This window comes from Haliovirga abyssi, assembly GCF_030295325.1.
In the GTDB taxonomy this organism is placed as follows: Bacteria; Fusobacteriota; Fusobacteriia; order Fusobacteriales; family Haliovirgaceae; genus Haliovirga; species Haliovirga abyssi.
Window position 1 is genome coordinate 116,278 of the sequence record NZ_AP027060.1, and the last position, 24,082, is coordinate 140,359.

A 24,082-nucleotide genomic window follows, 5' to 3' on the forward strand; every position below is an offset into this window, starting at 1 on the left:
TGCCTTTTGTTATATACTTTTCAAATCACGATTAAGGTGCTAGGTACTTTTAGTTTGATATATACACATCTGAACTGTAACAATCCCTTAATATTTTTTATAATTTTTTTGACTTGTTTATTGTTTTGTGATATACTTTTTCTTCGCTTTTGTATAACTAGGAACGGCTTAAAAATAACCTTATGATTTTGTTATAAAATACGCAACGATTTAAGCGTTTTTATAACAAAATACAAGAAACTTATTTTTTAAACGTTCCTAATGTGTTATGCACATTAAAATAAATTTTTTAAGGAGAGTATATGTTTTTTGATGTTTTAAAGAAAAAATTAAATGCGAAAGATGAAATTCTTTCAGGATTAACAGTTGCATTAGCATTAATTCCAGAAGCTATTGCATTTTCATTTGTAGCAGGAGTTTCACCTTTGGTTGGACTTTATGCTGCGTTTATTATGGGACTTATTACTGCTGTTTTTGGTGGACGACCAGGTATGATTTCAGGAGCTACTGGCTCTATGGCAGTGGTATTTGTGGCTTTAGTTAGTACATATGGGACACAATATCTATTTGCAACAGTGATATTAGTTGGTATAATTCAAATTTTAATTGGTGTTTTTAAATTGGGTAAATTCGCAAGAATAATTCCACATCCAGTTATGTTAGGATTTGTAAATGGATTAGCCATTGTTATTTTTAGAGCACAGCTTGGACAATTTAAAGTTGATGTTAATGGTAAATCAATGTGGATGACTGGTTCAACTTTATATATAATGTTAGGATTAGTAATTTTAACTATGTTAATTATATATTTTTTGCCAAAATTAACAAAAGCAGTTCCTTCATCTTTAGCTGCTATTATAACTGTTACTTTAATTAGTCTTTGGTTAAGTAAATCTGGATTTAATATCCCAAATGTAAAAGATTTTGCAAAAGGTGGAATTTCTGGGGCTTTTCCTCAATTTAGTTTACCAAAAGTACCTTTTAATTTAAAAACATTGGAGATTATCTTTCCATTTGCTTTGACAGCTGCTTTAGTTGGACTTATTGAATCTTTGCTTACATTAACTTTGATTGATGAGCTTACAGATACAAGAGGACGAAGTAATAAAGAGTGTATTGGGCAGGGTGCTGGAAATATGCTTTGCGGAGTATTTGGTGGAATGGGCGGTTGTGCTATGATTGGGCAAAGTATTATCAATGTAACCTCTGGTGGAAGAAAAAGATTATCTGGAATAGTGGCAGCTATTTCATTACTTTTATTTGTAATGTTTGGCTCTTCGTTAATTGAAATAATTCCATTAGCTGCATTAGTTGGAGTTATGTTTATGGTTGTAATAGGAACTTTTGAATGGGAGTCTTTAAAATTAGGAAATAAAATACCTTTAAAAGATGTTATTGTTATAATTATAGTTATGATAATAACAGTTGTTCATGATTTAGCTCTTGCCGTTATTGTGGGTGTTATCCTTTCAGCTTTAATATTTGCTTGGGAAAAAGGGAAACAAATATCAGCTACTATTTTTATGAGAGATGATGGAATAAAAGTATATAGATTAGACGGTCCATTGTTTTTTGCTTCTGCAACTTGTTTTAAAAATATATTTGATATAAAAAATGATCCAAAGGAGATAATGATTGATTTTAAAAACTCACACATTATGGATCATTCAGCTATAGAAGCTATAAATTCAATAACAAAAAAATATAAAGAAAACAATAAAAAGCTTCATTTGAAACATTTGAGCCCTGATTGTTTACAATTATTAAATAACGCAGAAGAAATTATTGATGTAAATATTTTAGAAGATCCTAAATATTACATTGCAGATGATACTTTAGCATAAAAGAAGAGACTACTGAAAAAGTGGTCTCTTTTTTGGATTGGGTAGAGATAGGTTAAAATGATAGGGATTGTATGAAAATCTTATCGTCCATAAAAACAAATATTCGGCGGCCATCCTAATCGCCTACAGTAAAATATTGGGCAAAAAACCAAAAAATATGGTATAATATTTAGAAATTGTTGCTTTGAGGAGGGATTTAATTTATGAAAAGTAATTTTGAATTTTTGATTGCAGATTGGCCAACTTTAGCCAATTTAGGAGAGTTTGCAGAAAAGAATTTATTTATTGATTCAAATACAACATTGATAAAATTAAGAGTTTTAGCAGAAAATATAGCAAAATTAATAATTAAGGAAGAAAATTTAATTGATCCTGAAAGCAATAATCAAATTGATAGATTAAAATTGTTAAAAAGAGAAGATTTACTAGAAAGAGAAATTGAAGAAATTTTTCATAGTTTAAGAATAATAGGAAACAAAGCTACTCACGAAGGATATTCTTCATTTGATGATGCAGATACTTATTTATCAATGGCTGTTAAATTGTCTGCTTGGTTTAAGGAAGTTTATGGAAGTGATTTAACTTTTGATTCTGAAACAACAATTTATAAAACACCTGAAAAATTTGAATTAACTTCTGATTATGAAAAACTAAAAAAGGAAAATGAAAAATTATCAAAAGAATTTAATGAATTAAAAGCAGTAAACAGATCAATTAGAAATAAAGAAGAAAAGAAGATCATCTCAATTAAAGCTGTACAGAAAATTAAATTTGATGAAAAAGAAACAAGAAAAATTATTGATGAACAATTAAAGAGTGTAGGGTGGGAAGCTGATAGTGGAAATTTAAGATTTTCAAAAGGAACAAGACCAGAAAAAGGAAGAAACATAGCTATTGCAGAGTGGCCAACATCGAAGATGAGAGTTGACTATGCACTATTTATTGGCTTGGAGTTTGTAGGAGTAATAGAAGCCAAAAAGAAATCAACTGATGTAATATCAGTTTTAAATGAATCAAAAATCTACTCTGAAAAAGCAAGAATTATAGATAATGAAAAATTTGTAAAAGGAGCACCTTTTAATAAATATAATATTCCTTTTATGTTTGCAGCTAATGGAAGAGAATATAATAAAACAATTGAAGAAAAATCGGGCATCTGGTTTTTAAATGGAAGAAAACCTACTAATCACCCAAAAGCATTAAAAAATTGGTATTCTCCACGTGATATTGAGGAATTATTAAGTAAAAATATTGATGACGGAAACAAGAAACTTGAAGAGGAACCTTTTAATTATTTGAAATCAAAAGAAGGTTTAGGATTAAGATATTATCAAGTAGAAGCAATACAAGAGGTAGAAAAAGCAATTGTAGAAGGAAAAGATAAAATATTGCTTACAATGGCAACTGGCACAGGAAAAACAAGAACTGCAATAGCTTTAATTTATAGATTACTAAAAAGTGGAAGATTTAAAAGGATATTATTTCTAGTAGATAGAGCAAGTTTAGGGAATCAGGCAGGAGATAGCTTCAAAGAAGCTAAAATGGAAGATTTACAAACTTTTGCACAAATTTATGATGTAAAAGAAATAAAAGATAAAGAGCTTGAAGATACAACAAAAGTACATATTGCAACAATTCAAGGATTAGTAAGAAGAATTATATATAGTAATGATAATGAATTAAAACCAAGTGTGGGTCAATATGATTGTATAATTATTGATGAAGCACATAGAGGTTATATTTTAGATAAAGAGATGGAAGAAGAGGAAGTGAATTTTAAAAATCAAAATGATTATGTAAGTAAATATAGAACAGCTATAGAGTATTTTGAGGCAGTTAAAATTGGATTGACTGCAACTCCCGCATTGCATACTGTAGACATATTTGGACATAGTGTTTATGAGTACAGTTATAGACAAGCAGTAATAGATGGAAACTTAGTTGACCACGAACCACCTGTAATTATTGAAACAGAGTTAAATACAAATGGTATGGTTTGGCAAGTTGGAGAGGAAGTATCTGTTTATAATAGAAAAGAAGGGAAAGTTGAAAAAGAAAGACTAGATGATGAATTAAAAATAGAAATAGAAGGTTTTAATAGAAGAGTAATAACAAAAAATTTTAATAGAACTGTTATAAAAGAATTAGTAAAATATTTAAACCCAGAATCAGAAGAAAAAACATTAATATTTGCAGCAACAGATGAACACGCTGATATGATAGTAAAAATATTGAAAGAAGAATTTGAAGAATTAGGTTGGGAAATATATGATAATTCTATTCAAAAAATAACTGGGTATCTTGGAAAAGGACAAGAAGAAGCTATCAAAAGATTTAAAAATGAAAAATTGCCTAATATTGTTGTAACTGTGGATTTACTTACTACAGGAATTAACGTACCTGAAATATGTAACTTGGTATTTATAAGAAGAGTAAAATCAAGGATTTTGTATGAACAAATGATAGGGAGAGCAACAAGATTATGTGATAAAATAGGGAAAACTCATTTTAAAATATTTGATACAGTTGGAGTATATGATTCGTTAAAAGATTATACAGATATGAAGCCGATAGTACAAAATCCTAATCAAAATTTTGAGAAAATGATAGGTGAAATAGAGTTAATAGAAAAAAAAGAACATTTAAATAAAAAGAGAGAAGAAATCATTGCAAAAATACAAAGAAAAAAGAAATTAATTGAAAAACAGGAGTTAGAAGAATATTTTAAATTGAAATCAGGAAATAAAACACCAGAAGAATATATTGAAGAAATAAAAAAGATGCCAGTAGAAGATGCAACTAAAAAATTAATGGATGATATTGAACTATTTAGATATTTAGACACAGTAAAATATTTACCTCAAAAACAATATATTTCGAATCATAAAGATGCAATAATTGAAGTGAAAAGAGGATATGGGAAAAAAAATAAAAAGCCAGATGATTATTTGGAATCTTTTAAAAAGTTTATAATTGAAAACAGTGATAAAATTGAAGCTCTGAAATTATTAAAAACAGCACCAACTAAAATAACTAGGCAACAATTAAGAGGGCTTAAATTAATACTTACAGAAAAAGATTTTTCAGAAACATATTTGAACTCTGCATATAAGGATTTAAAAAATGAAGAAATATTAGCAGATATAATAAGTTTCATAAAAAACGCTATTGATAATGAACCGTTAATAAATCATGAGGATAGAATTAAACTTGCAGTAAATAAAATCAGACAAAAAAAACAGTGGAACGCTTTACAAAAGAAATGGTTAGATATAATAGAAAAACAGTTGTTAGTTGAAAATATAATGCAAAAAGAAGATTTTGATAAATCAGCATTTAAAAATCAAGGTGGATTTAAAAAGATAGATAAAATATTTAATGGAGAATTAGAAAGTATAATAGATGAATTAAACAAATATTTATTTAATATTTCAGCATAGGAGGATTTTATGGGAACTGTAGAAATAGTACAAAAATTATGGAATTTATGTAATGTTTTGCGAGATGATGGGATTACTTATCATCAATATGTTACTGAACTTACTTATATACTTTTTTTGAAGATGATGAAAGAAACAGGGCAAGAAGAAATTGAAAGAAAAAATGGTGATATAGAAGTTAAAATACCGGAAGGTTATAGATGGGAAAATATCACAAAAGAATCAGGAATTGAGTTGATGAAAAAGTATAAAAGTATACTTAGTTACTTGGGAGAGCATGGAGAAGGTAAAATTAAATATATTTACAATAAGGCAAATACAAATATTGAAGAACCGAGAAACCTTGAAAAAATAATAAGAGAAATTGATAAACTTGATTGGTATAATGCAAAAGAAGAAGGGTTAGGAAATCTGTATGAAGGTTTATTACAAAAAAATGCTGAAGAGAAAAAATCAGGTGCAGGGCAATATTTCACACCAAGAGTTTTAATTGATGTAATGGTAGAAATAACAAAGCCTGAGATTGGAGACAAATGTAATGATCCCGCTGCTGGAACTTTTGGATTTATGATTGCTGCTGATAAATTCTTAAAAGAAAAGACAAGTGATTATTTAGAATTAGATGAAAAAAAACAAGAATTTCAAATAAAAGAAGCATTTTCAGGTTGTGAACTTGTAAGCGATACTCATAGATTAGCTCTTATGAATGCAATGTTGCATGATATTGATGGCAATTTATTATTTGGGGATACATTATCTAGTCTTGGAAAAAGTATGAAAGGTTATGATGTTGTTTTAACAAATCCTCCCTTTGGAACAAAAAAAGGTGGAGAACGACCAAGAAGAGATGATTTACCTTTTATTACTTCAAATAAACAGTTAAACTTTTTACAACATATTTATCGTTCTTTAAATACTAATGGAAAAGCTAGAGCAGCGGTTGTATTACCTGATAATGTTTTATTCCAAGATGGTGATGGAATGGAAATAAGAAAGAATTTATTAAATAAATGCAATCTTCATACAATATTAAGATTACCAACTGGAATATTTTATGCACAAGGTGTAAAAACAAATGTTTTATTCTTAACAAGAGGTGTAAATGATAAAGATAATACAAAAGAGGTTTGGTATTATGATTTAAGAACTAATATGCCTAACTTTGGGAAAACTAATCCATTAAAAAGAGAACATTTTAAAGATTTTGAAGAAACATTTATTAATCATAAAAGTGATAAATGGACAAAATATACAATAGATGAGATTAAAAATAAAAATTATAATCTTGATTTAGGATTGCAAAAAGATGAAAATCAAATTGACCATGAGGACTTACCAAATCCAATCGAAAGTGCAGAAGAAGCAATAGTAAAACTTGAACAGGCAGCAGATTTACTTCAAAGTGTTATTAAAGAACTTCGTTTAAGTGGAGTAGAACTATAATGGGAACTATAATTGATAATATAGATTATAAAAACTGGATAAGTAATTTAAAACTAAAGTTTAGAAATTCACAGATAAAAGCAAGTATTTCTGTAAACAGAGAGCTTTTAAATTTTTATTGGGAATTAGGAGAAGATATTACCAATATGCAGTTAAAGTATAAATGGGGAAGTAATTTTTTAAAAAATTTGAGTAGTGATTTAAAAAGAGAATTCCCTGAAATAAAAGGTTTTTCAGAAAGAAATCTCAAATATATAAGGCAATGGTATTTGTTTTGGAATAAAGATGAAATTGGGCAACAAGTTGTTGCCCAATTAAAAACGATACCTTGGGGAAGTAATATTGTGATAATTTCAAAATGTAATAATATAGAAGAAGCAACCTTTTATTTGAATAATATATTGGAAAATGGATGGAGTAGAAGTGTTTTACTTCATCATATTAAGAGCAATTTATATAAGAGGGAAGGAAAAGCAATTACAAATTTTAAAGAGACACTACCTGAAATTTATTCTGATTTAGCCAATGAAACATTAAAAGATCCTTATAAATTTGATTTTCTTAATATAAGTAAAAAATATAGTGAAAGAGAACTTGAAAATGCTCTTGTGAAAAATATTATGAAATTTTTACTTGAGCTTGGGAAAGGATTTGCATTTATTGGGAATCAATATCATTTAGAATTGAGTGGAAAGGATTATTATCTTGATTTGCTGTTTTACCATATAAAATTAAGATGTTATGTAGTAATTGAATTGAAAGTGGGAGAGTTTAAACCTGAATATGCAGGTAAAGTAAATTTTTATTTAACTCTTGTTGATGAAAAATTAAAAAATGAAACTGATAATCCTAGTATTGGAATTATTTTGTGTACTTCAAAAGATAAAATCACAGCAGAATATTCATTGAGAGAGATGATAAAACCAATAGGGGTAAGTGAATATGAGGTAATAGAAAAATTACCGAATGAGTTTAAAGATATTCTGCCTACAATAGAAGAATTTGAAGAAGAGTTTAAAAAGATAGAGTTGGCAGAAAAGGAGACAGAGTATGGCGAAGAAGAATAAAGAGAAAAAAAGTATAGATGAATTATTGAAAGAGGCATTGATCCCAGAAGAAGAGCAGCCTTATGAGTTGCCTGGAAATTGGGCGTGGGTGAGATTAGGAAATATTATTAATTTAATTTCTGGGCAAGACGTTTCAAAAAAATTGTGTAATGAGAATAAAATAGGTATTCCGTATATAATGGGTGCAAGTAATATGGAAAATGATAATTTACTTATTGAAAGATGGATAGAAAAGCCAAAGATTATTGCAAATAAAGGAGATATTATATTAAGTGTAAAAGGTACAGTAGGTAAATTATTAATTTTAAAAGAAGAAAAAGCAAATTTGAGTCGTCAAGTAATGGGAATAAAATTAAAAAATGATATAGATAATATATTTATATATAGATTTTTTCAAAGTTATATTGAAGAGTTAAAAACTAGAGCCAAAGGTTTAATTCCTGGAATAAATCGAGATGATATTTTGGAAATAAAATTTCAGCTTCCGCCGTTAGCTGAACAAAAAAGAATAGTTGCAAAACTTGAAGATATGCTTTCAAAAATAAAACAAGCAAAAGAACTAATTACAGAAGCAAAAGAAACTTTTGAACTTCGTAGAGCAAGTATTTTACATAAAGCTTTTACAGGAGAATTGACTAAAAAATGGAGAGAAGAGAATGAAACTGAATCAGTTGATAAACTTCTTAAAAAGATAAATGAAGAAAAATTAAAAAAATGGGAAGAAAAATATAAAATAGCAGAAAAAGAAGGAAAAAGAAAACCTAAAAAGCCTGAAATTAAATCTGTTGAAGAGATGAAGGTCTATGGAAGTGATCAGCCTTATGAATTGCCTGATGGGTGGTGTTGGGTTATGTTGGGGGATATTACAGAATTTAAGAACGGTTACGCATTTAAAAGTAAATTTTTTACACAAGAAGGGTTACAGGTAATAAGGATGGGGAATTTATATCAAAATTCACTTAATTTGGATAGGAATCCTGTTTTTATGCCTTTATCTTTAGATGAAAAAATAGTTAATAAAACAAAATTGAAAGAAAATGATATACTATTAACTTTAACTGGAACAAAATACAAAAAAGATTACGGTTATGCCATAAAAATTAATAATTTAGGTGAAAGAATGTTATTACTTAATCAAAGAATTCTTGGAATAACTACAATTGATGAAATAAACACTTTTATATTTAGATATTTATATTCAAATATTTTTAGGGATAAGTTTTTTAGTTTTGAAACCGGTGGAGTTAATCAAGGAAACGTAAGTTCAACAGCAACGGCAACCATAGGAGTTCCGTTTCCATCACTTAAAGAACAAACAGAAATTATTCGACAGCTTGAACAATTCTTTAGAACAGAAGAAGAAGCAAAAGACCTTCTTGAAATGGAAGAACAAATTGATTTACTTGAAAAATCAATTCTATCAAAAGCATTTAGAGGAGAATTAGGGACAAATAATCCTGATGATGAACCTGCTATTGAGTTGTTGAAGAGAGTATTGCAGGAGATGTCTTGTGAGAATTAAAAGTTTATTGAAAAATTTACGAAAAGATGCAATTGAATCTTTTATTGATGAAATTCCAAACGCAGAAGAAACAGAAATATTAATCAATGGATTAAAAATAAAGTAAACGGTAAATTTGAACCATTTTGTAATGCAATAGTAGGATTTTTAAAAACTTTTATACCGCAAACATGACTAGCCCACCGTCCTAGTGGGATTCTGTTTTAATGGGCGGTTAAATCTAATGAAGTTTGTTCTAAATAAGTTGTTTAAAATTTCATTTAGGCGAAAAAATTAGTAGGAAGATAAAAGATATCAAAATTTTAACATTTGATGAACTATTCGACAGAGCTAATTTTATAATTAATCAAAAATAATAGGAGGTCCAATGAATATTTTCGAAGCATTAAGTCAAGGAAATGGTCAAATATCAGAAACTAATATTACATCATTTTTAAGTTTTTTATTGAACGAAACAAATGATTTCGGAAATGCATTTTTAATTCTTTTTTTAGAAAATTTAAAAGATATAGAGAAGTATGTAGATATAAGTGGAGATACTTTTAGGAAAAAAATTCAAAAATTTAATAAATACTATACTTTTTCAGCAATTCCAGAAGTAAAAATTCAGTCCAATAAAAAATTACGAATAGTTGATATAGTATTATCAATATCCAATAAGGCAGATGAGGAAGATATTATATATATTTTAATTGAAAATAAAATAAAAAAATCAGCTATTAAAAAGGAACAATGTTTAGAACAAATAGAAGTATTTAAAAATTGTGAAGATTTTCAGAAAAATGTTCCAATTTTTTCTGTACTAATTACCCCACCAGAAAAAGCTTATGAGAAAATATATAATAATACTTCAAAAGAACACCATAATAGCTTTTGGTTAAGTTGGACTGATAATTCTATTAATTTGATTTCGATAGAAACTATGATCAGGCAATTGATTGTTTTAGAGAATAATTTAGAAATTGCTCCAATTAACAATATTTCAAAATATATTTTAAAGTCATTTGTCGAGTATATTGCCAATGAGCTATCAGAGAAAAATAAAAAATTTAATTTTAGTATACTAGGAGCAAATGTAGTTGAATATGCTTATTTTATTTTAAATTCAAAAACATATATTTTAAAGAGATTTAATAATAAAATGATAAGAATTTATGATGAAGATAATAATTTATTAGATGAGCAAGTAAAACCAATTTTGAGAAAAATTATTAAAAGCTATAACCTAAATATAAGTCTTGATAATAAAGTTACCCAAAGATTAGGCCGAGAGGTAATAAGAGGCTTAAATAAAATAAATTAAGTTTATTTGTTTGGAGTTATTTAACAAAAGGAAATCCAGCATACACATTAGTGCAGGTTGCCATAAATGATATAATTATACTTTTTGCATTTACACCAATTGTAGCAGTTTTACTTGGAATCAGTAATATAAAAGTTCCTTATGCAACACTATTTTTATCAGTTATACTGTTTGTTATTGTCCCATTTTCAGCAGGTTTTATAACAAGAACAACAGTTATAAAAAATAGAGGATTAGAATATTTTGAAAAAAGTTTTTTGCCTAAATTTAATAATATAACAATAACAGGTCTTTTACTTACTTTGGTAATTATATTTTCATTTCAAGGAGATATAATAATTAAAAATCCAACACATATACTATTAATTGCAATACCTCTTACTATATAAACTTTTTTAATCTTTTTATTTGCATATTTATGGGCTAAATTATGGAAATTACCTCACAATATTGCTGCACCTGCAGGGATGATAGGAACAAGTAATTTCTTTAAATTGGCAGTTGCGGTTGCAATATCTTTATTTGGATTAAATTCTGGAGCGACTCTTGCTACAGTAGTTGGAGTTTTAGTAGAAGTTCCTGTAATGTTGACTTTAGTTAAAGTTGCGAATAAAACTATTGGATGGTTTTATGAAGATGTTTTAGAAGGATATGGATTTGAAAAATAAAGGATATACAAAATATAAAAAAATTGGTTTAACCTTTATTTCAGGTATAATTGAATATAAGATAAGAAAAAGTACACTTTTTTTAAAAGCTAGTTTTATGAAAAAAAGAATAATATGGATATACAAATGCCTGTATTGAATGGAATAGAGGCAACAAAAATAATAAGAGAAAATAAAAAATATAACAAAATAATAATAATAGGAGTTAGTGCTTTTGCATTGGAAAAAGAGATAAATGAAGCAATACAATTTGGAATGGATGATTATATTGTAAAACCGTTTAAAAAATAGGATTTAGTAGAAAAAATAAAATATTGGGCAAATTAGAAACAAAAGTGTGATTAATTTAATTAGAATTAAAGAAGTATAAAATAAAAGCGATAATTGTACTAATAAAATGCTATAATTTAACTATAATTATACTACAGTTAAATTATTCTTAGAAGTAGAAATAGAAAAAGATAAAACAAGTATGAATTGTAATAAATTATTATGATGTAATAAGTAAAAAAGAGTATAAAGAAATTGATGACAAGTTTATTATAAAATTAAAACCATATGAATATTTATGGTCAAAGAACGTTTAAAAATAAGATTTTTATATTTTAGAATAAAATAAGTTAGAATAAAATAAAAAAATTATTTTTAAGCTATTCCTAAAAAAGATTAAGATTTGGAGGAGGAGCATTAGCTTTTTTAAATTCAGAATTAAAATCAGGAATAGATATTATATTTGATAAACTTAGCATAGAAGAAAAAATAAAAAATGCTAATGTGATAATAACAGGCGAAGTTAGTAAAGTATAAATTTATTCAGAAAATAAGCTACGCCGTTTTTTGAAATATGCAATTTTTCAAGGCGAAATTTTTCAGAAGCCAAAAATTTAGAAAAATATTTATACTCTACCAGATGAAGCGTAGCTTATTTTTTTAGTTGTCATTTATTAATTTTATAGTTTCTCTGAAAAAGACAGATTGATTAATTTTTTTGTTCAAATGATTTATCATAATTGTTCTTTGAATAACTTTTAATTCATATAAGCTAATCTCTTTATCTATTAATTCGTTGCAAACAGCTACTCCTAACAATTTATCTTCAAAATAAATGTTAATTTGAGATACTGATAATGGATTATATTCAATTGATATATTTTGATTATTATATTCACTTAATACTGGAGAAAAATATATCAAATTATTAAATCTTACTCTACTGTCTATAACTTTTCGCGTACTTGGTGATTTTACTAATAAAAAATTTAACTCTTTTTCACTTTCAGATTCTCTAAAATTTTTAATATTCTTTTCCCATTTATCATAAAATTTGTTATTGTTCAAATCTGTGATATATTTTTCAACAGATTCTTTTAATGAATTATAATCAAAAAAATCATATTTTTTAGATATTTTTTTTATATGATTTTCTAATTTTGTAAAAAAACTTTGGAAAGAACTTTCTTCATTTGTTACGATTTTAATTTTAATAGGTAAATTTTTTTCCAAATCATATAATTCAATTTTTGGTGTTATTTTTATATTATTAATAAGAAAAGTTTTAGGAATTCCATATATATTTTTATTAGTAAAATTTTTCTTTAAAATAGCTTTTCTAAAAATCAACTTTATTAATTCTAAGTCAGCTTTTTTAAAAGATATAGAAAAAGTAACTATAGCGTGTGAAAAAGAATCAAAAATTATATTTATATATGGAGTTAAATATTCATCTGTTAATTCATCTAAAACCATTATATCGAGCGAAACAGAAAAAAATTCAAATCTATCATTGGAGTGAGTAACCGATGAAAGATCAGCATATTTTTTTACAAATGGATCTAAATTATTTACAATTCTATAAACTGTATCATATGAAATATTTTTTTGATTTTTTGAAGTTAAAAACTCTACTGCGTTTTCATAAATATTTAAAATATTTTGATTAGGATTTTGAAAATACAGCTTTTTTATATAGTTAATTCCTTCATCGTTTAAACTTCTATGTTTGTTTTTATCAGATCTATTTGCTTTTTTTAATCCATCTTTTCCATTTTTTTTATAATTATTGACCCATCTTTTTAACGTGCTATATGGTATTCCATTTTGCTCACTAATCTCTTTTAATTTTTTCTTTTTTTCGAGAAAAGGCTTAATAATTTCAAATTTATTTTCTAAATCGATTTTTTTACCCATAGCCCAATTCCTTTCAATAGTATTATATAATATATATTATATAATACTATAACGAAAAAGTAAAGAAGAAAAAAAGGCTCATTTTTTTTCAAAAAAGGTTGACAAAAGAACTCAAAAGTGGTATAAACTTATCAATGGATATATTTTAATCTACATTCGGTTAAAATTAAAGCGCTTGCCTAGTGCACGAGGCAAGTAAAGTCGTACTTGTGCAGGACAATAAAAGTATAACATTTTTTAAGGAGGATTATTATGAAAAAAAGAACAGTAGAAATTACAAACGAAACAGGTTTACATACCAGACCGGGAAATAAATTTGTGAAATTAGCGAAAAGTTTTGAAAGTGAAATATTGGTGTCTAATGAAAGTGGAAAAGAGGTCAAAGGAACATCTTTATTAAAACTTTTGTCACTAGGAATGAAAAAAGGCTCTTTGATAACTATAGTTGCAAATGGAAAAGATGAAGATAAGGCTGTGGAAGAATTAACAGATTTATTAGGGAATTTAACTGATTAAAAAAAGGAGGACAAATGGAAACAAAGATAGTTGAAGGAATAGGTGCATCTCCCGGAATAGCAATTGGAGAAGTTTTTATTAATGATAATTTAGAACCTATTATTAATCTTTCTAAAATTGAAGAGGATGATATTGAAAGAGAAATAGAAAATTTAAAAAAAGCTCAATTAGAAACAAAAAAGCAACTTTTGGAAATTAAGGAAAAAACTAAAATAAATTTTGGGGAAGAAAAGGCAGAAATATTTGAAGGGCATATAACTTTATTAGAGGATGAAGAATTTTTTGATGAAGTTGTGGAAAAAATAACAGATGATAGAATAACAGCTTCAAATTCGTTAGAGCAAACAATGAAAGAATATATTGAGATAATAGGAAATCTTGATGATGAATATTTAAGAGAAAGAGTTGCTGATCTATATGACATTTCAAAAAGATGGCTTCTCAATATTAATGGCGGCGAATCATTAGAAACAAAAATAGAAGATGAAAATATAATAATTGTATCTAAAGATTTAACTCCATCTGACACTGCTCAGCTTGATTTATCAAAAGTAAATGGATTTATAACTGAAATTGGTGGGCAAACTTCTCACTCGTCTATTATGGCAAGGTCTTTGGGATTGCCTGCTGTTGTGGGAGTAACTGGAATTATTGAAGAGATAAAAACTGGAGATTTGGTAATATTAGATGCAATTAACGGGAAAATATTTATTAATCCAAATGATGAAAGATTAGAAGAATATAAGGAAAAAGAGAAAATATTTTTAGAAGAAAAAGAAAAAATATTACAATTAAAAGATAAAAGTGCAACAACAAAAGATGGATACAAAGTTGATTTGTGGGCCAATATAGGAAATCCTTCAGATGTAAAAGCTGCAGGTGAAAATGGAGCAGAAGGTGTCGGATTATATAGAACAGAATTTTTATTTATGAATAGTAAAGAGCTTCCAACAGAAGAGGAACAATTTAAAGCATATAAAATTGTAGCAGAAGAGATGAAAGGAAAACCTGTAACAATAAGAACTATGGATATTGGCGGAGATAAGGAATTGCCATATTTAGAATTGCCAAAAGAGATGAATCCGTTTCTTGGTTGGAGAGCTATACGAATATCATTAGAAAAAAGAGATGTGTTTAAAACACAATTAAGGGCAATTCTTAGAGCCAGTGCATTTGGAAATATAAAAATAATGTATCCAATGATAATATCTATTGGAGAAGTAAGAAAAGCAAATACTATATTGGAAGAGTGCAAAAATGAACTTGTTGCAGAAAATATTGAATTTGATAAAAATATAAAAACTGGAATTATGGTAGAAACTCCAGCTGTAGTATTAAAAGCGTATGAAATAGCTAAAGAAGTGGATTTCTTTTCCATTGGAACTAATGATTTGACACAATATTTATTAGCAGTGGATAGAGGGAATGAAAAAATAAGTTATCTTTACTCTACTTTTAATCCAGCAGTATTAAAAGCAATATCTATAATAATAAATGATGCTCATAGAGCAGGAATAACCGTAAGTATGTGTGGGGAATTTGCAGGGGATGAAAGGGCAAGTGCCATATTAATTGGATTGGGATTGGATGCGTTCTCTATGAGTGCGGGATCTATATTAAAAGTTAAAAGAAATATAATGAGCTTAAAAAAAGAAAGCTGCGAAAAGATAGCCAATGAAGTATTGCTATTAGATACTGATGATGAAGTTGTGGAATATGTAGAAAAAAATCTTAAATTAATATAGAGAAGGGAGAAAAAAATGGGATTTTTTAATAGAATGTTAGGGAAAACAAAAGAGATAGAAATATATTCTCCAGTAGATGGGGAGATAATAAATTTATCTAATGTTCCAGATGAAGCGTTTGCATCAGGAGCTATAGGGGATGGAATTGCAATCAATCCAAGTGGAAAAGTGATTTGTGCTCCATGTAATGCAGAAGAAGTTTCAATATTTGAAACAAATCATGCTGTTTCTTTTGAAACTAAAGGCGGATTAGAGCTTATTGTTCATTTTGGAGTTGATACTGTAAAATTGAAAGGAAAAGGATTTGAAAGAGTTGGAACTGATGGAGAAAGTGTTAAAAAAGGGGATGAATTAGTTAAATATGATATTGATTTTTTGAGAGAAAACGCTGAGTCGGTATTAACACCAGTAATTATATCTAATATGGAATTGGTGGATTCTATAGAAAAAAGTACAGGGAAAGTTAAAATAGGGGATTTAATAATGAAAATTAAATTAAAAAATAGTTAAGTTGCTATGTATTTTAAAGCAAAGTGAAATGTTATTTTTAAGATATTCTTAAATAAAAATTAGGAGGGAAAAATATGAATTCGTTTAGTAAAGTTCAACAATTAGGGAAAGCTTTGATGTTACCAGTGGCAGTATTGCCAATAGCAGCAATTTTATTGAGATTTGGTGTGTTGTGGCATATGAGTTTTATGCAAGCTGGGGGAGATGCAATATTTAGTAATTTAGCATTGATTTTTGGAATAGGTGTAGCTGTAGGATTAGCAAAGGATAATGCGGGAGCGGCAGGATTAGCAGGAGCAGTTGGTCATTTAGTGTTGGTAGCAGGAACAAAAGCTATAAATCCAGATATAAATATGGGGGTCTTGTCAGGTATAATTGGTGGTATTGTAGGAGCTGCTATGTATAATAAATATCATAAAATTCAACTTCCAGAATGGTTAGGATTTTTTGGTGGAAGAAGATTTGTTCCCATCGCTACTTCGCTTGTAACGTTAGCAATAGCATATGTATTTGGATATGTTTGGCCAATAATTCAAAGTGGAATTGATTTTGTTGGAAATTGGATGATGACTTCTGGACCAGTTGGATTATTTACTTTTGGATTTTTAAACAGACTATTAATACCGTTAGGACTGCATCATATATTGAATAGTATAGCTTGGTTTGTATTTGGAAGTTTTGATTATATTAAAGAAGGAGCAAAACTTGTAGCTCATGGAGACTTAAATAGATTCTTTGCAGGAGATCCACATGCAGGTATATTTATGGCAGGATTTTATCCAATTATGATGTTTGGGTTACCAGCAGCGGCAGCAGCAATGTATACAGCAGCAAAAAAAGAAAATAAAAAAGCAGTTGCAGGTATGCTTTTTAGTGTGGCTTTTACTGCGTTTTTAACAGGAATAACAGAACCAATAGAATTTATGTTTATGTTTTTAGCACCAGTATTATATTTTATCCATGCTGTATTAACTGGAGTATCAATGGCAATTGTGGGAAGTATGGGAATATTACATGGATTTGGATTTTCTGCAGGACTTATAGATTTTCTCGTTAATATGGGACTTGCAACAAAAGGATGGTTATTGATTCCAATAGGATTAGTGTTTGCTGTAGTTTATTATTTCTTGTTCTTAGGTTTTATATTGAAATTTAATATCCCAACTCCTGGAAGAGAAGGAGATGAAGATATGATAGATAATGGAGTGGCCGATACCTCTGAATTAGCAGCTAAAGTTTTGGAAGCTTTAGGAGGAGGACACAATCTTACTTCTGTAGACTCTTGCATTACAAGATTGAGACTTGAAGTTAAAAATAGAGATATTATAGATGAAAAAGCCTTGAAGGATTTAGGAGCAAAAGGAGTTTTAAAACCAGGTCAAACAAGTGTACAAGTTATATTTGGGGCAAAAGCAGAAATAATCGCACAAGAAATAAGAAGTTTAATATAAAAAATTAGAATTGTTAAACATAGTTTATTCATTTTAAGACTCGCCTCCCAAAGGATAGTTTTTTGAAATTGTGTTGCTATATGTAGCTTTAGAGATTTAAATACTACATATAGTGACATCAAAAAATAATATTAAAAAACAGAAAAGTAATTTGAATATTTATAAAGTTTATTAATGGAAGCTCCCTTGTTGATTTTAGCAGGGGAGCTTTTGTTATGGAGATAAAAATGAAAAGTCGGCGGAGCATCGATAAGTTAATAAACTTTAATTTGTTTCAATTTAAATTAAAAATAAGCTATAACTTCTTATAAGGAATAAATTAATTATATTAGTTTAAACTACCATATATAAAGCTATATAGATAATTTTTCGGTTAAAAATCATCCAAATAATTAAATTTAGTTAAATTAGTGTTGACATTTTGCGCAAAATATGGTATTACTTATATCAAGAAATTAATTTAAGTAACTTTAATTATAGTTGCGTGATGTAGGGATGTATGTTTGTCTTTTGTAAGGGCAATTCACGAATTGCCCCTATTAGGGTAAGAATATAGCAAAAAATAAAATAAAAATTTAAGGAGGTACAAAATGAAAGGATTAAAATTTGTTGTAATTGGTGGTGGAAGTAGTTATACTCCAGAGCTTGTAGAAGGAATTATAAAAAAAAGAGATACTCTTCCAGTAAGTGAACTTATATTAGTAGACATTGAAGAGGGAAGAGAGAAAGTTGAAATAAATTATAATTTAGTAAAGAGAATGTTTAAAAAAGAGAAGATGCAAACAAAAATTAGTTTTACGTTAGATAGAAAAGAAGCTTTAAAAGGAGCAGATTTTGTTTTATCTCAATTTAGAGTTGGAAGATTAGAAGCTAGAGCTAGAGATGAAAGAATTCCATTAGAAAGAGGATTTGTGGGACAAGAGACAACAGGAGCTGGAGGATTTGCAAAAGCATTAAGAACAATTCCAGTAATATTAGATATTTGTAAAGATATAGAAGAAGTGGCAAAAGATGCTTGGCTTATAAATTTTACAAATCCTGCTGGAATAATAACAGAAGCTGTAAACAAATATAGTAATGTAAAAGTTATTGGATTATGTAATGTACCTATTAATATGAAATATGATGCAGCAGAAGAATTAGGAGTCTCTGCAGAGAAAATAAGAACGGAAATTATGGGATTAAACCATTTGAGTTTTGTAACAAAAGTAATGTTAAATGGTGAAAATAAAATTAATGAGATATTAAAAGGAAGTAAACTTGACGGAAAAGATACTATGAAAAATATAGAAAAAATAGATGATTTTGAAGAGTATAATAAAAAAATAGGGTTAATTTCATCTCCATATTTACAATATTTTTTCTTTCCAGATAAAATGATAGAGAAAGAATTAAAAAATATAAAAGATGGTAAAGGGACAAGAGCAGTACAAGTTATGAAAATAGAAAAAACATTATTTGAAAAATATAAAGATGTTAAATTAGATATTAAGCCAAAAGAATTAGAAGAAAGAGGAGGAGCAAGATATTCAGAAATTGCAATAAATTTAATTGATAGTATTTATAATAATTTAAATAATGAATATGTTGTGAATGTAGTTAATAATGGTTCAATTGTAGATCTGCCAGAAAATGTAGTAGTGGAAGTAAACTGTATAGTTAATAATGAAGGAGCAAGACCTTTACATATGGGACATTTACCAAAATCTGTAAAAGGATTAATTCAACAAGTAAAATCATATGAAGAATACACAATAGAAGCAGCAGTTGAAGGAAATAGAGAAAAGGCATTAATAGCACTTATTAATAATCCTTTAGTAAGAAATGTGGATAAAGCAGAGGAGTTATTAGAAGAAATATTAAATCAAAATAAAAAGTATCTTTCTAATTTTTTTAAGGAGGACTAGAATGTCAAAACGATATTTAATAATAAATAATGATGATTTTGGAATGTTTCATGCTGTGAATAGAACAACTAAAGAACTTTTAGTGAATAAACTGATATCTTCAGCTACAGTTATGATGCCTTGCCCATGGGTAATGGAAGTAGTTCATTTCTTGAAAGAAAATAAAAATATAGATGTAGGAGTTCATCTTACTCTTACAAGTGAATGGGAAGATTATAGATGGGGACCAACATTACCAAAAGATAAAGTTCCATCTCTTGTGGATGAAGAGGGATATTTTTATAAAACAGTTGAAGAAGTTGTGGAATATGCAGATTATGATGAAATTAAAATGGAATTAAATAATCAGATATTATTGGCAATGAAAAATGGAATTAACTTTACACATATTGATAATCATATGTTTACTTTATTTGGAAAAAATTTCCATAAAATAGCATTTGAACTTAGTCAAAAATATAAAGTTCCATTTAGATTTGCTAAAGTTATAGATGAAAATTTATGTGGTGAATTCTCAGAAGATGAATTAAATTTATATTATTATTATGCTAATTTATCAGAAGAAAATGGGATAAAAGTTCCTGATAGATTAGCAACTTCTGGGTATTTTATGGAAGAGGGAGAAACTTATGAAATGTTTAAACAAGAATTTATTGATTTTTTAAAAAGTGTAGATTATGGAGTTACTGAATATTTTTTTCATCCTATAAAAGATGATGAAGAGGCAAAAGCTGCTAATCCATATTGGGAAAAAAGATATTGGGAGTATCAAATTATAAAAGAAGATGAAGTTTGGGAAGTTATAAAAGAAAGAGAAATAGAACTTATTTCTTGGAGGCCATTAAAAGAAAAATTAATTTAGGAGGATTAAAAATGTATATTGCAGGATTTGATGGAGGAGGGACGAAAACTCACTGTATAATTGGAGATGAAAATGGAAATATATTAGCAACTGGAAATGGTGGACCAGCAAACTATCAAACAGCAGGGGTAAAAAGAGCAAAAAAATCAATAGAAGAAGCATTAGAAGAAGCTTTATTAGAAATAGGAATATCTAAAAATGATATTGATTTATATATGTTTGGATTAGCTGGAGCTGATCAAGAACAGGATTTTGAAATAATCCATAAATTTATAAAAGAGATAGTTGGAGATAAAAAATATAAAATTTATCATGATTCTTGGATCGGGTTAAGAAGTGGAAGCGAAGATTACAGTGGAATTGTAGCAATTTGTGGAACTGGTTCTGGATTTTCTGGCAGAAGAAAAGATGGAAAAGAGATTATATTAAGAAATTTAGATTATCAATTAGGAAATAGTGGTGGTGGAAATGAATTGGCTGAAAAAGCTATACATTTTGCATTCCGTTCAGAAGAAGGTACTTTTGATAAGACAGAACTGGAGAATGTAATACCAAAACTATTTTCAGTTAAAGATATGGAAGAAGTAGCAGAAATAATTAGGAATGAAGATATTAGTGAAAAAGTATTAAAAAAAATACCAATAGAAGTTTTTAAATTGGCAAATAGAGGGGATAGGATATCTCAAGAACTGTTAATATCAATGGGAGAAACTTTAGGAAGATATTCTGCATCTATTATAAAAAAATTAGAGCAGGAAAATGAAGAAATAAATATAATTTTAATAGGAAGTATTTATAAAGGAGAATCACCTTTATTAATTGATTCTATGAAACAAAGTGTAAGAAGATTTGTACCAAAAGCAAAATTAATAAGACCAGATAAAGATCCTGTGTATGGAGCTTATTTTTTAGGAGTAGATATAATTAATAAAAAGATAAAACTATAAATATTTTTTGAAATATGGAGGTGATTTATATTGAAGTTAATTACTTAGGAATGGCTTAAAAATAACATTCCCATTTTGCTTTAAAATACGCAATGTTTTAAGCGTTTTTATAACAAAATATGAGAACATTATTTTTTAAACGTTCCTTAATCTAATAAATTAAAAAAATGAGAAAAATTAGGAAAGATACAAAATTGTATCATAAAATTAAAAGGGAGGTATTGAGATGAAATTGAGAAAACATCTAGTATTGGTTATAATGGGGTTATTTCTAGTAGGATTAGTTTCGAATGCAGGGGTATTTGATTTTATATTTAAGAAAGGAAATAAAAAAGAGAGTAAACAAGTTGAAACTGCCAAAAAAGCAGTAGAGCTTACAATGTGGGTAACACCAGATGCAGAACATGAGGCAGATTTAAAAAATATAATAAAGAAATTTGAAGATAAAACTGGAATGAAAGTAAAAATTACAGTTTTAGGTTGGGATATTGTATGGGATAAATTAACTACAGCAGCTACAAGTGGAATAGGACCAGATGTAGTGGAAATTGGCGGAACATGGGTATCAAGTATTGCTGCTATGGGAGTGTTAGAAGATTTATCAAAATATTATAAAGATGACATGGAAAAAGATTATTTACCAGCAACTTTAAAATATAGTAGTACCGTTGGCGTGCCTGGAAAAATGATAAGTTTACCATGGGTTACAGATGGATACTTATGGTATTATAGAAAAGATTTATATGAAAAAGCTGGCTTAGATCCTAAAAAAGTATTTGATACATGGGATTCATTTAGTGCAGCAATGAAAAAATTAGATGCTATGAATTTTAAAACGGATAAGGGAGAAAAAATACCAGCATTTGCTCATGGTGGAAAAAATGATTGGAATATTATACATATGATGGGTGGATTTATTTGGCAAAATGGTGGAAATTATATAAGCGCAGATGGAAAAAAATCTTTAATTGCAGATCCAAAATCAGTAGAAGCAATTAAATATTTTACAAATTTTGCAAGAACAGGAATCGTTCCAAAGAAATATTTAGAAAAAGATCCTTCAGAGATAGAAGCTATTTATGGAGAAGGTGGAATAGCTACAATATTAACTGGACCTTGGTTTGCTGCTCAAATGGATAAAACTTTATCTGGACTATATGATACAGAAACTGATGATAAAACATCTCTTGCTAAATCAAAATTTGTATATAAAAATACAGATGTAGCAGAACCTTTAGCAGGTTCTGCAGGAAGATACACTTTTTCTGGAACTAATAATTTAGCAGTATTTAATTTTTCTAAACATAAAAAAGAAGCAGCTGGATTAGTAAAATATTTAACTGATGATGAAGGAGCGCAAATAGCATATGCAAAAGCAACAGGTTTATTCCCTGTATCAGTTGCAGCTGTTAATTCACCATTTGTAACAGAAAATCATTATAGAAGTGCTGTAAAATATGCGTTTGATCATGATTATGTAAAAGTTTATCCATCAGTTCCAGCTTGGGGACCAATTGAAACAGTTTTAACTAAAAACTTGGGACTTATTTGGGACTTAGTATCAGGAGTTGATGGCAAATATACAGATGAAAAACTTATGAAAGTAATTGATGAAACAAAAAGAGAAATGAATCTTGTAATCTCTCAAACTGGAACAGAATAAAAAAAGAAACTTCTAAAGAAAAATAATGGGGCTGTTTTTACAGCCTCATTATTAAAAAAGAAAGGAGAATAAGTAATGAAGGTAAATAATATATTCAAAAAATATAGATTTGCATATCTGTTAATATTGCCATCTATAATATCTTTGGTTGCAATACAGGTGATTCCATCTATACAGGGATTATATATATCAATGCTAAGATTAAATCAATTTACATTTAAAGATTTTTTAAGAGCACCTTTTGTAGGATTAAAAAATTATTATACAATTTTATTTGATCCAAATAGTATGATTCGAGTTGGATTATTGGGAGCTCTTAGAAATAGTGCAATATTTACAGTAGTTGTAATTTCTGGAACTATTGTAGTAGGAATGGGACTAGCAATGGTATTAAATCAGAAATTTAAAGGACGAGGTGTAGCAAGAACTCTTTTATTATTACCTTGGATAGTGCCAACATATATAGTTGGACTTTTAGCTTCATTTATGTATGGCTATGATGGAATAATTAATAGAATTTTATTTAATACATTACATTTATTACCACATCCAATATATTGGAAAGTTGGACCAATGACATTACTTAGCATTATTTTAATAACTATTTGGAGATTTTTTCCAATGACTATGTTAATGTATTTGGCTGCGTTACAAGGGATATCAAAAGATTATTATGAAGCAGCAGAAATTGACGGGGCTTCAGGATTTCAAAAATTTAGATATATAACTTTACCATTTTTAAAACCTGTAACAGCTATGATGGTTTTATATGGAATGATTCAACACATTTATTCATTTAATATAGCTGCAATGATGTTTGGAATGGGATCAGGTTATCCAGGTAAATGGGGAGATTTACTAATGACAAATCTAATGAGAAATTCATTTAGTTTATGGCAGTATGGACCAGGAGGAGCGGCTTCAGTTGTGTTAATGGTCATGGTATTAGCATTAGTTGGTATGTGGCTTAAAATATTTAAAGATGCTATTACAGCAGAGTAGGAGGT

General features: G+C 27.9%; 17 protein-coding genes and 2 pseudogenes. 18 read left to right on the top strand and 1 reads right to left on the bottom strand.

Features of this window, described 5'->3' with window-relative positions; genetic code table 11:
- Positions 1 to 302 precede the first annotated feature (302 nt).
- From RDY08_RS10880 to RDY08_RS10920, 9 genes and pseudogenes are all read left to right on the top strand, one after another.
- Positions 303 to 1,844 carry a SulP family inorganic anion transporter gene (locus RDY08_RS10880; protein WP_307905649.1) on the top strand — a complete coding sequence of 514 codons (1,542 nt, stop codon included), beginning with the start codon at positions 303 to 305 and terminating at the stop codon, positions 1,842 to 1,844.
- Between the two features lie 203 nt (positions 1,845 to 2,047).
- On the top strand, positions 2,048 to 5,284 hold the full coding sequence (hsdR, locus tag RDY08_RS10885; protein ID WP_307905650.1) for a type I restriction-modification system endonuclease: 3,237 nt from the start codon (positions 2,048 to 2,050) through the stop codon (positions 5,282 to 5,284).
- Between the two features lie 9 nt (positions 5,285 to 5,293).
- On the top strand, positions 5,294 to 6,727 hold the full coding sequence (locus RDY08_RS10890; RefSeq protein ID WP_307905651.1) for a class I SAM-dependent DNA methyltransferase: 1,434 nt from the start codon (positions 5,294 to 5,296) through the stop codon (positions 6,725 to 6,727).
- The gene (locus tag RDY08_RS10895; RefSeq protein ID WP_307905652.1) at positions 6,727 to 7,794 is read left to right on the top strand and encodes a PDDEXK nuclease domain-containing protein; all 1,068 of its coding nucleotides are present in this window, start codon (positions 6,727 to 6,729) and stop codon (positions 7,792 to 7,794) included. Before RDY08_RS10890 ends, RDY08_RS10895 begins: the two co-directional genes overlap by 1 nt.
- On the top strand, positions 7,778 to 9,316 hold the full coding sequence (locus tag RDY08_RS10900; RefSeq protein ID WP_307905653.1) for a restriction endonuclease subunit S: 1,539 nt from the start codon (positions 7,778 to 7,780) through the stop codon (positions 9,314 to 9,316). Before RDY08_RS10895 ends, RDY08_RS10900 begins: the two co-directional genes overlap by 17 nt.
- A 367-nt stretch (positions 9,317 to 9,683) precedes the next feature.
- A complete protein-coding gene (locus RDY08_RS10905) occupies positions 9,684 to 10,619 on the top strand; it encodes a hypothetical protein (protein WP_307905654.1) in 936 nt (311 codons plus the stop codon).
- Positions 10,620 to 10,621: 2 nt separating this feature from the next.
- Positions 10,622 to 11,287: pseudogene (locus RDY08_RS10910) on the top strand (arsenic resistance protein); the annotation flags it as partial.
- A 114-nt stretch (positions 11,288 to 11,401) separates the two neighbouring features.
- On the top strand, positions 11,402 to 11,578 hold the full coding sequence (locus RDY08_RS10915; RefSeq protein ID WP_307905655.1) for a response regulator: 177 nt from the start codon (positions 11,402 to 11,404) through the stop codon (positions 11,576 to 11,578).
- A gap of 396 nt (positions 11,579 to 11,974) precedes the next feature.
- Positions 11,975 to 12,094: pseudogene (locus RDY08_RS10920) on the top strand (glycerate kinase); the annotation flags it as partial.
- Between the two features lie 123 nt (positions 12,095 to 12,217).
- Here the strand turns inward: RDY08_RS10920 and RDY08_RS10925 are convergent.
- The gene (locus RDY08_RS10925) at positions 12,218 to 13,474 is read right to left on the bottom strand and encodes a Mu transposase C-terminal domain-containing protein (RefSeq protein ID WP_307905656.1); all 1,257 of its coding nucleotides are present in this window, start codon (positions 13,472 to 13,474) and stop codon (positions 12,218 to 12,220) included.
- 252 nt (positions 13,475 to 13,726) lie between these two features.
- Here RDY08_RS10925 and RDY08_RS10930 point away from each other — a divergent pair, with 252 nt between their 5' ends.
- From RDY08_RS10930 to RDY08_RS10970, 9 genes are all read left to right on the top strand, one after another.
- Complete coding sequence (locus tag RDY08_RS10930) at positions 13,727 to 13,990, top strand: HPr family phosphocarrier protein (RefSeq protein ID WP_307905657.1); 264 nt, start codon at positions 13,727 to 13,729, stop codon at positions 13,988 to 13,990.
- Positions 13,991 to 14,004: 14 nt separating this feature from the next.
- A complete protein-coding gene (gene ptsP, locus RDY08_RS10935) occupies positions 14,005 to 15,735 on the top strand; it encodes a phosphoenolpyruvate--protein phosphotransferase (protein WP_307905658.1) in 1,731 nt (576 codons plus the stop codon).
- A gap of 15 nt (positions 15,736 to 15,750) precedes the next feature.
- Positions 15,751 to 16,245 carry a PTS sugar transporter subunit IIA gene (locus RDY08_RS10940; protein WP_307905659.1) on the top strand — a complete coding sequence of 165 codons (495 nt, stop codon included), beginning with the start codon at positions 15,751 to 15,753 and terminating at the stop codon, positions 16,243 to 16,245.
- 74 nt (positions 16,246 to 16,319) lie between these two features.
- Positions 16,320 to 17,696, top strand: a complete 1,377-nt coding sequence (nagE, locus tag RDY08_RS10945) for an N-acetylglucosamine-specific PTS transporter subunit IIBC (protein ID WP_307905660.1) — start codon at positions 16,320 to 16,322, stop codon at positions 17,694 to 17,696.
- 590 nt (positions 17,697 to 18,286) lie between these two features.
- Positions 18,287 to 19,603, top strand: coding sequence for a 6-phospho-beta-glucosidase (locus tag RDY08_RS10950; RefSeq protein ID WP_307905661.1), 1,317 nt, complete (start codon positions 18,287 to 18,289; stop codon positions 19,601 to 19,603).
- Between the two features lies 1 nt (position 19,604).
- Entirely contained in the window at positions 19,605 to 20,465 is an 861-nt protein-coding gene (locus tag RDY08_RS10955) for a polysaccharide deacetylase family protein (protein ID WP_307905662.1), read from the top strand.
- An 11-nt stretch (positions 20,466 to 20,476) separates the two neighbouring features.
- The gene (locus RDY08_RS10960) at positions 20,477 to 21,412 is read left to right on the top strand and encodes a BadF/BadG/BcrA/BcrD ATPase family protein (protein WP_307905663.1); all 936 of its coding nucleotides are present in this window, start codon (positions 20,477 to 20,479) and stop codon (positions 21,410 to 21,412) included.
- 226 nt (positions 21,413 to 21,638) lie between these two features.
- Complete coding sequence (locus RDY08_RS10965; protein WP_307905664.1) at positions 21,639 to 23,075, top strand: extracellular solute-binding protein; 1,437 nt, start codon at positions 21,639 to 21,641, stop codon at positions 23,073 to 23,075.
- 75 nt (positions 23,076 to 23,150) lie between these two features.
- Positions 23,151 to 24,077: a carbohydrate ABC transporter permease gene (locus RDY08_RS10970; RefSeq protein ID WP_307905665.1), complete on the top strand. Its 927-nt coding sequence runs from the start codon at positions 23,151 to 23,153 to the stop codon at positions 24,075 to 24,077.
- Positions 24,078 to 24,082 lie beyond the last annotated feature (5 nt).